Source organism: Pseudomonas sp. (assembly GCF_026224925.1).
Classification (GTDB): domain Bacteria; phylum Pseudomonadota; class Gammaproteobacteria; order Pseudomonadales; family Pseudomonadaceae; genus Aquipseudomonas.
Genome location: NZ_JAMFRV010000393.1, coordinates 1 through 11,529 on the forward strand (window position 1 = coordinate 1; position 11,529 = coordinate 11,529).

The window sequence follows — 11,529 nt, forward strand, 5'->3', positions numbered from 1 at the left end:
CCCAAACTCATGCCGCCAATAGCAAGGTAGACCGGCCAGCCATGATCGAGCAAGGTCAACATCACTATGGCGCAGAGCAACATGCTGATGGTGGCGCTGATTTTTGCGCGGCGAGCGATCAGGCGCCCGTTGCGCCAGTTACTCAAGATCGGCCCGAACAGCCGGTGGTTTTCCAACCATGCGCTCAAGCGCGGCGAGCTTTTAGTGGCAGCCCAGGCAGCCAGCAAAATGAACTCAGTGGTGGGCAAACCGGGCACCACAATAGCGATCAAGCCTATAGCCAAGCTGACGTAAGCAATAATGCCGAACAGCACGCGGACGGTTTTTGATCCTGATGCTGTTTGAGGTTTGGGTTCGATGGTCACTATGCGTCTGTCCATTTAACAACCCGGCCAGTTTAACAGTGCTGACAGGTTAACGGGGCTGACCAGGCTGACCGGGCTTGCCGGATTCAGGCGACTTCGACCTTCGGCAAAGGTGTGTAAGCCTTTTGCAGTAACACATTGAAGCGTTCGAATGCGTCGATGGCGCCCTGTTCTACCTGACTTTCTTCTAGCGCACTGAGTTGCAGGTTATCCAGAATATGCACAAAGCTCTTCCAGCCTTCTGCTCGGCCGCCTACCGGTTCACCCAGATGCCGTGCGCCGAAGGTGTCGCTCAGGTTTAAGGCTACGGCGCGCTTGATCAAAAACGCGGCACCGAGCTTGGAGCCTTCGGACACAAACAACCATCCCAGGGCCTGTGCTGTGCTCGGATCAACCAGAGCACCAGCGACGGGATCAGGCAGGGCAGTGTCAAGGTCGTTCAAATCAGCTTTGGCCTGTTCGGCACGGCAACGCTGCGGCAAGTCAGCGAAAATTTCCGCCAGCCGCGGATCGCTGTACAGCGCTTTCAATTCAGTCTGAAAACCATACTGTGCGACGACAAAGCGCGCGTAATTGGCCAGGGTTGCAAACGGTGCGTTGGCTTTGACTGCCTTGTCGAGCTGCTCGTGGGGCGCATGGGTGATTTGGTTCAAGCGTTGTGAGCGCGGGGTGGGGCGGGTTGGATGCAGAGTCATGGGGTCTTCCTTGCTTACCATTTAAAAAACGACGCCGATAACAACCGGCGTCGTCAGCGAATCAGATGTTCCACACCACGTTGACGCCGAAGTTTCGACCCGGCTCAGTCAGGCGACTGAGGTTGGCGGGTGCGGTCGGGGCTGCTTCGCCGGTGCTGTCGTAACCGCGCACGTCGTCCCAGTTCCAGTATTTCTTGTCGGTGAGGTTGTACAGGCCGGCGTTGACGGTCACGTCTTCTGTAACCTTGTAATAGCCGGTCAGATCAAAAACGCCGTAGCCGGGGGTTTTGAACTGGCTGCTGCCGTCCGGCGGATTGAAGGCACCTTTGGTGTTGTCGACCTGTTTCTTGCGTTGAACCAGCGTCCAACTGAGCAAACCGCCATAAGTGTTCTGGTCGTAGCCCAAACCGAAGACACCGGTCAGTGGGTTAACGCTATTGATTGGCTGGCCGGTGTCGTTATTGCGTGCATGGGCATAGGCCACCGAACCTTGGGTGTACAGGCCGGCTGGCGCGCCAAATGCGTCAAGGTTCAAGCGACCCTTGACCTCTGCGCCCTTGATGGTGGCGTGCTTGATGTTGGCGGCTGCGAATTTGAGTTCCGTCGTGCCGGGGGTAATAGCGTCTTCGTTGATGAAGTCGCGGTATTTGTTATAGAACACTGCGACGTCGAAGTTACCGTGCTCAAAATTGCCCCTTAGCCCGGTCTCGTAGCTTTTGCTGGTTTCCGGTTTTAGGTTTGGATTCGGCTCTACGGTGTAGCCACCGGCGGTATTTTCAAAGCGGCCATATAAAGCTTTGGCGGTTGGAGTGCGGAAACCTTCGGCGTATTGGCCGTACCAAGTGTATTGCTCAGTCAGCGCGTAGGTGAGGCCAAATTTGGGCGACAGGCGATGCCACGTCTTGTTTTTATCACTGACGCTGCCTTCGCCCTTTGGATCGACGGTATTTAGAAATTCCTGCGTGATGCGAGGATCAAGCCGGGTGTAGTCGTAGCGCAGGCCAGGCAGGAAGGTCCAGTTATTCCAGCGAATTTCGTCTTGGGTAAACAGCGCGTAGCTAGTGATAGTCGGGTCCGGAAAGTCGCTCGACGGTTTAAACCCTTCCTTCGGGATGTCCTGGCCGATCTCCCGACAGGCGCGAAATACTTCCACGCAGGTGCCGCTGCCCTGGCGTAACCCGGTAACTTTTTGCCGCTTGATGGTGGTGCCGTAGGTCAGTAAATGCTCGGTACTGGCAATCGAAAAGGCTTTATCTAACTGAGCGTCAAAGACCCATTGTTTGTCTTGATAAACGGTGTTGCGGGCACGATCCACTTTATAGCCAGGAGTCCAATACAGCTCCTCTGTGCTTTGATCGGTCTTGGCGATTTGATAATTCAAGCTCCATTTGACGTGATCCACCAACAGGCTATCGAGGGCGAAGCGGTTTTCCAGGCCGAATCGTTCGCGGGTGATGGTGTCGTTCCCCGTGCGTGACTTGTAATAACCGCGCCCACCCACCGGGGTGAAAGGCCCGCCCACTGCGCTTTTCTGGTTGATATCGGTGTCGCTTTTATATTTCTCGTAAGTCAGTCCAAGCCGCGACTCGTCGCCATAATTCCAGCCCAGCTTCGCCAGCACATTGGTGCTGCGCACGTCCTCTGGGTTCGCGGCAGTCCGACCTAGACCGGTGCCGCCGTGGTCATCATAGGATTCGGTTTCGCGACCGTTGCGCTGGCTCAGGTGCAATAAACCGTCGAAAGCGTCATGACGACCGGCGATGGTGGCCGAGTTCAACCAGCTATTGTCCGCCGAGCTGTATCCGGTTTTCAAGCGTGCGCCCACGTCCTGGCCAGGCTTGATGATGTCATCCGGATCGAGGGTGAAATAGCTGACTGCGCCACCAATGGCGCTGCTGCCGTACAGCACCGAGGCCGGACCACGAAGGATCTCTACGCGCTTGATGATTTCCGGGTCCACGTAATTGCGTTGCGACTTGGCATAAGGCCCGTTAGAAAAACTGGCGGGGACTTCAACACCGTCAACTTGGGTCAGGATTCGGTCGCCATCAATGCCGCGGATGTTGTAACCGGTGGTGCCCGCGCGTTGACCGGCGCCACCGACTGACACGCCAGGCTCGTAGCGCACCAGGTCACGGATGCTGTTGACGTTCTGCCGATCAAGTTGATCCCGCTCGTGCACGGTGACGGTGCTGGGCACAGCGTTGATCGGCTGCTCAGTGCGGGTGGCGCTGATGGTGGTTTGCTGCAACATGACAGCATTGCCCAGCGACGCAGCAGCGGCTGCCTCGATGGGCGTCTCGGCATTCGCCGGAGAGCTGAAAGCGCCCGCGGCGATCAAAGCGACGGTGATTGAAGAACGGGTGAAGGTTTTGCTCGGTGACAGCATCGATAGCTCCCTGTCGTGAGGGTCATTCTTTATAGTTACGTACTGATACAAATAAGAATCAGTTGCATTGGCTATAACTAGACGAACGACCAACGGCTACCGCGTAAAAATACTTATCAGTTCAAATCATGCCTCGACGCGACCCCAGCGCAGATCGCCATGATTAGTTTCAGTTCTTTTTGCACCGTGCTGATAGACACGCCAAGTTGTGCCGCTATTTGTGGATAGCTGCAGCCGTGCAGACGATTCAGGGCAAATATTTTTTGCTGGCGTGAACTGAGATCGGTGAGGCTGACGTCGATGCGTTCGAGCAAACGTGTGGCGTGAATCACCTCTTCGGCGCTGCTGTGGGACTGGACAACAGTGCGCAAAATATCGGGCGGGACGTTTTCAATCAGGGTTCGGGCTTGAATGCGTTGCGCACGCAGGTGGTCCAACGCCAGGTTTCGCGCGGTCTGATAGAGAAAGGGCGCCAGATGCTCGATTGAGCGTTCAGCCAAAGCGCGAGTGACGCGCAGGTAGGTGTCGTGCAGCAAGTCTTCAGCCGTACAGGCGTTGCCGACCATCCGCTGTAGCGTGCGCAGCAGAATCGTGCGCTGGGAGAGGAAGAGATCGTTGAAACACGACTGACTCACGGGGATACCCGACCAATAGAAGCAGCAAATGATAATGCTTATCATCTGCGATATTGGTCAAGCAGTTATCCGTGACAGATTATGAGCAAAGCCGCCGAATCACTCAGCGTTGTGCAGTGCCAGGCAGTTGTCTAGCATGCGGTTAGAGAACGCCCATTCGTTGTCATACCAGGCCAAAACTTTCAGCAGTTTGCCGCTAACCTTGGTGTGATTGGCGTCGAAAATCGACGACAGCGGATTGTGATTGAAATCATGAGACACCAGCGGCAGCGTGTTATAGCCGAGCACTTTGGAGTGACGACTGGCTTCCTTGAAAATCGCGTTGACCTCGTCGGCAGTGGTCTCACGCTTGAGCTGCACGGTCAGGTCCACCAGGGAAACGTTGATCACGGGAACCCGTACCGACATGCCGGTGAGTTTGCCCGCCAGCTCCGGCAGTACCAGGCCCACGGCTTCAGCCGCGCCGGTTTTGCTCGGGATCATGTTTTGCGTGGCCGAGCGAGCGCGGTACGGGTCGGTGTGGTAGACGTCGGTCAGGTTCTGGTCGTTGGTGTAGGCGTGAATCGTGGTCATCAAGCCGTTTTCGATGCCCAGCTCGCGGTGTATTACCTGAGCAACCGGCGCCAGGCAGTTAGTGGTGCAAGATGCATTGGAAATAATTTGATGCGATTGACGCAAAACGTCATGGTTAACGCCATAGACCACGGTGGCGTCGGCGCCTTTGGCCGGCGCAGAGATGATCACTTTGCGTGCGCCGGCGGTGATATGCGCGGCGGCTTTGTTACGGTCGGTGAACAGTCCGGTGCATTCGAAGACGACGTCAATGTTCTCGGCTTTCCAGGGCAGGTCGGCCGGATTGCGAATGGCGCTGACCGCAATACGGTCACCGTTAACGGTCAGGCTTTCGTCGTCAAACTCGACCGTGCCGCCGAAATGGCCGTGAACAGTGTCGAATTGCAAAAGATGTGCGTTGATCGAGCTGTCACCCAAATCATTGATGGCGACGACCTGCAGGTCCTGTCGGTAGCCTTGGGTATAGAGTGCGCGTAGGACATTGCGGCCGATTCGGCCAAAGCCATTGATTGCGATACGAAGAGTCATACAGCCGTCCTCTTTGAAATTTGTTGTTGGAATTACAAGATTATTCGCATAAAAATAGAAAACAAGCCTTTTTAATGGCAATATTTTGTTTTATCTACAACGAGTAACCCGTAAGCCCAGTACAGTTGTTCGAAATCATGCCTTTGCGAAGCCTAGGCCTGCCTGCCGAAAATTGGAACAGCCTGAACGGGTCACCTATCCGCTAGCCTGGAGTTCATCACATGCATCCCCGCGTTCTTGAGGTAACCGAGCGACTGATAGCCCGTAGTCGTGCGACACGCGAGCGCTATCTGCACATGATTCGTGGCGCGGCCAGCGATGGTCCGATGCGCGGCAAGCTGCAATGCGCCAACTTCGCCCATGGCGTGGCGAGTTGTGGCACTGAAGACAAGCAAAGCCTGAAAATGATGAACGCCGCTAACGTGGCCATCGTTTCGTCTTACAACGACATGCTGTCGGCGCATCAGCCTTACGAGCACTACCCAGAGCAGATCAAACAGGCCCTGCGCGAAATCGGCTCGGTAGGCCAGTTTGCCGGTGGCGTGCCGGCAATGTGCGACGGCGTCACCCAAGGTGAGCCGGGTATGGAGCTGGGTATCGCCAGCCGCGAAGTGATTGCCATGTCGACGGCTATTGCGCTGTCGCACAACATGTTCGACGCCACCCTGTGCCTGGGCATTTGCGACAAGATCGTTCCGGGCCTATTGATGGGGGCCTTGCGTTTCGGTCATCTGCCGACCTTGTTCGTCCCCGGTGGCCCGATGCCATCTGGTATTTCCAACAAGGAAAAAGCCGACGTCCGCCAGCGTTATGCCGAAGGCAAGGCTACCCGCGAAGAGCTGTTGGACACGGAGATGAAGTCGTACCACAGCCCTGGCACATGTACATTTTACGGCACCGCCAACACCAACCAATTGCTGATGGAAGTCATGGGCCTGCATTTGCCAGGCGCATCCTTCGTCAATCCGTACACCCCGTTGCGCGATGCCCTGACTCGCGAAGCGGCGCACCAAGTCACGCGCATGACCAAGCAAAGCGGGCAGTTCATGCCGCTGGGTGAAATCGTCGACGAGCGGTCGCTGGTGAACTCGATTGTTGCGCTGCATGCGACAGGCGGCTCGACCAACCACACATTGCACATGCCAGCCATCGCCATGGCCGCCGGGATTATCCTGACCTGGCAAGACATGGCTGATTTGTCCGATGTGGTGCCAACCCTGACCCACGTGTATCCAAACGGCAAAGCTGACATCAACCACTTCCAGGCGGCCGGCGGTATGTCGTTCCTGATTCGTGAGTTGCTGGAAGCCGGTTTGCTTCATGAAAACGTTAACACCGTCGCCGGTTTCGGCTTGAGCCGTTACACCCAGGAGCCCTTCCTCGAAAACGGCAAGCTGGTGTGGCGCGAAGGCCCTATCGAGAGCCTCGACCAAGATATCTTGCGCCCAGTTGCTCGTCCGTTCTCGGCCGAAGGCGGCTTGCGCGTGATGGAAGGCAACCTCGGCCGTGGCGTGATGAAGGTGTCAGCGGTTGCACCTGAGCATCAAATCGTCGAAGCCCCTGCGCTGGTATTCCAGGATCAACAAGACCTGGCGGACGCGTTTAAAGCCGGCAAGTTGGAGCGTGACTTCATCGCGGTCATGCGTTTCCAGGGCCCGCGGTCCAACGGCATGCCCGAATTGCACAAGATGACGCCGTTCCTCGGCGTGTTGCAGGACCGCGGTTTCAAAGTCGCGCTGGTCACCGATGGGCGCATGTCTGGCGCGTCCGGGAAGATCCCGGCAGCGATCCATGTTTGCCCTGAAGCGTTTGATGGCGGACCGTTGGCGCTGATTCGTGACGGAGACATTATCCGTCTCGATGGCGTTAAGGGTACATTGCACGTTCTGGTGGAGGCGGCAGAGTTGGCCGCCCGAGAACCTGCAATCGGTTTGCTCGACAACGGTGTGGGTTGTGGGCGCGAACTGTTCGGCTTCATGCGCATGGCCTTCAGCTCGGCAGAGCAGGGCGCAAGTGCCTTTACTTCGGGTCTGGAGACGCTTAAGTGAAATTGGCTTTGGTTGGTGATATTGGCGGCACGAATGCACGGTTTGCCATCTGGGAAGACGATACGTTGCATTCGGTCCGGGTGTTCCCGACCATTGATTACGCCAGCCCGGAAAAGGCCCTTGAGGTTTACCTCGAAGACTTGGACCTGTATCCGGGCGACGTCGGCTCCGTCTGTCTGGCGGTTGCCGGGCCGGTGGGCGGCGATGTATTTCATTTTACCAACAGCCACTGGCGCATCAGCCGTTCAGAATTCTGCGCGCACCTGAAGGTCGATAATCTGCTGATGGTTAACGATTTCACGGCGATGGCACTGGGCATGACCCGGTTGAAAGACGACGAATACCTGACCGTGTGCCATGGCATTTCCGATACTGCGTGTCCGCGTGTGGTCATCGGTCCGGGCACCGGGCTGGGCGTCGGTACGTTGATCGGTCTGGCAGACAACCATTGGATGGCCTTGCCAGGCGAAGGCGGGCACGTTGATTTGCCATTGGGTACGCCTCGGGAAGCGCAAATCTGGGCGCGGTTGATGACTGAACTCGAACACGTCAGCGCTGAAACCATACTCAGCGGTGCGGGTCTGTTATTGCTTTACCAGACAAGCTGTTCGCTGGACAACATTGAGCCGACGCTGAAGTCGCCGGCGGCTATCACCTCGGCTGCAGTGGCTGGAGATCCGGTAGCGGCAGCGGTGCTTGAACAGTTTTGTTGCTGGTTGGGTCGCGTGGCGGGCAATACTGTACTGACCGTTGGCGGTCGCGGCGGTGTCTACATCTGTGGCGGCGTGATACCACGCTTCAGCGATTTTTTCGCGGCCAGCGGTTTTGCCAGATCGTTTGCCGAAAAAGGCTTGATGAAGGATTACTTCAAGGGTGTACCGGTGTGGCTGGTGACCGCAGAATATCCAGGGCTAATGGGCGCCGGGGTAGCGTTACAGCAAGCGTTTGGTCACGCTTAATCGGCGTGATCTCAATTATAAGAAACAGGCTTCATTCATAACAAGGACGACCACGTGAGCTCAGTCAGTAAGTCAATTTTGCTGGTCGATGACGATGAGGAAATTTGTGAATTACTGCAAACCTACCTGAGTCGCTGTGGCTTTTTAGTGCGCACGGTGGGCGATGGTGCCGGTTTTCGCCAAGCGCTCAGCAACGAGCCCAGCGATCTGGTAATCCTCGATGTCATGCTGCCCGACGAAGACGGCTTCAGCCTTTGCCGTTGGGTACGTCAACATCCTCGCTATTCCCAAGTCCCCATCATCATGCTCACGGCCAGTTCCGACGAAGCCGATCGGGTGATCGGTCTGGAGTTGGGCGCCGATGATTACTTGGGTAAACCGTTCAGCCCCCGGGAGTTGCAGGCGCGCATCAAGGCGTTATTGCGACGCGCCCAGTTTGGCCAAGAGCGAGTTAGCGGCGAAGTCTTGGTGTTCGATGAATGGCGGTTGGACATGGTAAGTCATCGGCTATTCCATCGCGATGGCGAGGAGGTCATTCTCTCCGGCGCTGATTTCGCTCTGCTCAAATTGTTTCTGGATAACCCGCAACAAATTCTCGATCGCGACACCATTGGCAACGCCACCCGTGGCCGTGAGTTGATGCCGCTGGAGCGTATCGTCGACATGGCGGTCAGCCGTCTGCGGCAGCGTCTTCGTGATACCGGTAAAGCGCCACGCCTGATTCGCACCGTGCGCGGCAGCGGTTATTTGTTAGCCGCCAACGTGACCTTCCAGGCCAGCCATGCTTACTGAAGCAACGGGCTGGCGCTTTCCGATGCCACGCTCGTTGCTGGGTCGCATGCTACTGCTGACGCTGTTGGTGGTGTTGATGGCGCAAGGGCTGTCCAGTGTGATTTGGGTTTCACAACTGCGTGCGACACAGATGGAAGGGCTGGTCACCAGCGCTCGCAGCCTTGCGCATTCCATGGCCGCCAGCGTCAGTTACTTTCGTTCGCTGCCGGTCGCCTATCGGCCGCTGGTGCTAGATCAACTGCGCAGCATGGGCGGCACGCGGTTTGTGGTGTCGCTCAACGACAAACCCCTGGAAATGGAAGTCCTTGGCCCCACGCCTCGCAAAGACGCAGTGCTGACAGCCGTCGAAGAAGTGCTGCGCCAGCATTTGGGCAGCGATCCGACTATTTTGGTGACGTTCGTACGTCCCGAAGACCTCAGGATTTTTAACGGCGGCCTCAAGCTCGATGAGTTGCCACGCTCGTGGGCGCATTACGCCTTGAGTCTGGAGCCGATCAATCCGCCAGTGTTGGTCACCCAGATCGAACTGTCGCCGGGTGAATGGCTGTACATCGCCTCGTTGCTGCCAGAGCCATATACCACGTTAGAAGAGCAGAACTTGCCGGCTCAGCAGGTCTGGTTCATCGCGTTGACCAGCAGTTTTCTGTTGTTGTTTATTGGTCTTCTGGTGCACTGGCAGAGCCGTCCACTCAAACTGTTGGCCCGCGCCGCGCGGGAAATGTCGTTGGGCACCGTGGTTGAGCCTGTTATCGAAGGCGGCGGCAGTGAGGTGATCGAAGTCAGCCGCGCGTTCAACGCCATGCGTGAACGTATCAGTCGTTACCTCTCTGAGCGCAGTCAGTTATTCAGTGCGATATCCCACGATTTGCGCACGCCCATTACTCGACTTCGCTTGCGCGTTGAGCTGCTGGAAGACGAAAAGGTCCAGGCCAAATTCGGTCGTGATCTCGACGAATTGGAGCTGCTGGTCAAGGGCGCGCTGCAGTGCGTAAAAGACACTGATATTCACGAAAATATCGAGCCGGTGGATCTCAATCACGTATTGGATTGCCTGGTCGAGCCCTATGTTTCACCTGCTGGAAATGGCCGAGTGACCCAACAGGGGCAGGCGAATGCATTGTTCCTGGGCAAGCCACTGGCGCTCAAGCGCTGCATGGGCAACTTGATCGACAATGCGCTCAAATACGGACAAAAGGCTCATCTGCACATCGCTGACGATAAAAATGCGTTTGTTCTGCATGTCGACGACGAAGGCCCAGGCGTACCGGAGCAGCGCCTGGAGCAGGTATTCGAGCCGCATTTTCGTCTGGCCGGCAAACAGCAGCAGGGCTACGGCCTGGGGCTGGGGATAGCACGGAACATTGCCCACAGCCATGGCGGCGAAGTCAGCCTGCAAAACCTTCGTGAAGGCGGGTTGCGTGTGACGCTGAGATTGCCGCGCAATGTGGATTGAAACTCACTGTGGGACAGAATTCATTCGGGAAGGCAGCAACGCTGTCCTTCAGATAAACCCTGTTGGCCGCTTCCCGAATGAATTCGGTCCCACAGATATCTAAGCAAGACCGCGTCGTTCTGTAGTGGCCAACAAGTTGGCTCTACAGATACAGCCCATTTCTACCAATGTAACCATCCTGTGACCTTTGCGCGTCCCTTCGTTACGGTGTCTCCAAATCCCTTGGTTAGAATCCATGCAGCGCAAGCACCAGACTTGCTCATGCATAACAACAAGAAAAGGTAATCAGATGAATTCGATCTCCCGCCTCGCTGCTGTCATTTCTCTCGCTTCGTTGTTCCCTCTGAGCGTTCAAGCTGCTGATTCCAAAGGTACAGTGGAAGTGGTGCACTGGTGGACATCGGGCGGCGAAAAAGCGGCAGTCGACGTATTGAAAGCCCAAGTTGAAAAAGACGGCTTCACTTGGAAAGACGGCGCTGTCGCCGGTGGTGGCGGTTCGACGGCCATGACCGTGCTGAAAAGCCGCGCCGTAGCCGGCAACCCGCCTGGCGTTGCTCAGATCAAAGGGCCGGATATCCAGGAATGGGCGTCCACCGGTTTGCTTGATACTGACGCGCTGAAAGAGGTTGCCAAAGAGGAAAAGTGGGACAGCCTGCTCGATAAAAAAGTCTCGGACACGGTGAAGTACGAAGGTAACTACGTGGCCGTTCCGGTGAACATTCACCGCGTTAACTGGCTGTGGATCAACCCGGCAGTGTTCAAGAAAGCCGGGATCACCAAGAATCCAACTACCCTCGAAGAATTCTATGCGGCCGGTGACAAGCTCAAGGCTGCGGGCTTCATCCCGCTGGCCCACGGCGGTCAGCCTTGGCAGGACAGCACCGTTTTCGAAGCCGTCGTGCTTTCGGTAATGGGGGCCGACGGCTACAAGAAAGCCTTGGTAGATCTCGACGAAAAATCGCTGACCGGTCCGGAAATGGTCAAGTCGCTTACTGAACTGAAGAAAGTCGCCACCTACATGGATCCTGACGGCAAAGGCCAGGACTGGAACCTGGAGGCTGCCAAAGTCATCAACGGCAAGGCCGGCATGCA

Annotated in this window: 9 protein-coding genes and 1 pseudogene; 5 read left to right on the forward strand and 5 right to left on the reverse strand. The window is 56.5% G+C overall.

Features of this window, described 5'->3' with window-relative positions; translation table 11 throughout:
* The 5 genes and pseudogenes from M0974_RS17035 to gap all read right to left on the reverse strand — a co-directional run.
* Positions 1-359: YbaN family protein (locus M0974_RS17035; protein ID WP_297839122.1), on the reverse strand; the 359-nt coding region annotated here is incomplete at its 3' end.
* A gap of 92 nt (positions 360-451) precedes the next feature.
* Positions 452-1,060 carry a biliverdin-producing heme oxygenase gene (locus M0974_RS17040; RefSeq protein WP_297839105.1) on the reverse strand — a complete coding sequence of 203 codons (609 nt, stop codon included), beginning with the start codon at positions 1,058-1,060 and terminating at the stop codon, positions 452-454.
* A gap of 61 nt (positions 1,061-1,121) precedes the next feature.
* A pseudogene (locus M0974_RS17045) lies at positions 1,122-3,317 on the reverse strand (TonB-dependent hemoglobin/transferrin/lactoferrin family receptor); the annotation flags it as partial.
* A 248-nt stretch (positions 3,318-3,565) separates the two neighbouring features.
* Positions 3,566-4,084 (reverse strand): sigma-70 family RNA polymerase sigma factor, encoded by a 519-nt coding sequence (locus tag M0974_RS17050; protein WP_297839107.1) that lies wholly within the window; start codon positions 4,082-4,084, stop codon positions 3,566-3,568.
* Between the two features lie 99 nt (positions 4,085-4,183).
* A complete protein-coding gene (gene gap / locus M0974_RS17055; protein ID WP_297839109.1) occupies positions 4,184-5,185 on the reverse strand; it encodes a type I glyceraldehyde-3-phosphate dehydrogenase in 1,002 nt (333 codons plus the stop codon).
* A gap of 221 nt (positions 5,186-5,406) precedes the next feature.
* Here gap and edd point away from each other — a divergent pair, with 221 nt between their 5' ends.
* The 5 genes from edd to M0974_RS17080 form a co-directional block, all read left to right on the forward strand.
* Positions 5,407-7,233 carry a phosphogluconate dehydratase gene (gene edd, locus M0974_RS17060; RefSeq protein ID WP_297839110.1) on the forward strand — a complete coding sequence of 609 codons (1,827 nt, stop codon included), beginning with the start codon at positions 5,407-5,409 and terminating at the stop codon, positions 7,231-7,233.
* A complete protein-coding gene (locus M0974_RS17065; RefSeq protein ID WP_297839112.1) occupies positions 7,230-8,192 on the forward strand; it encodes a glucokinase in 963 nt (320 codons plus the stop codon). Before edd ends, M0974_RS17065 begins: the two co-directional genes overlap by 4 nt.
* A 54-nt stretch (positions 8,193-8,246) precedes the next feature.
* Positions 8,247-8,984: a response regulator transcription factor gene (locus M0974_RS17070; RefSeq protein ID WP_297839114.1), complete on the forward strand. Its 738-nt coding sequence runs from the start codon at positions 8,247-8,249 to the stop codon at positions 8,982-8,984.
* Positions 8,974-10,437, forward strand: coding sequence for an ATP-binding protein (locus M0974_RS17075; RefSeq protein WP_297839116.1), 1,464 nt, complete (start codon positions 8,974-8,976; stop codon positions 10,435-10,437). Before M0974_RS17070 ends, M0974_RS17075 begins: the two co-directional genes overlap by 11 nt.
* A 289-nt stretch (positions 10,438-10,726) precedes the next feature.
* Positions 10,727-11,529, forward strand: an 803-nt coding sequence (locus M0974_RS17080) for an ABC transporter substrate-binding protein (protein ID WP_297839119.1), incomplete at its 3' end; no start/stop codon positions are given.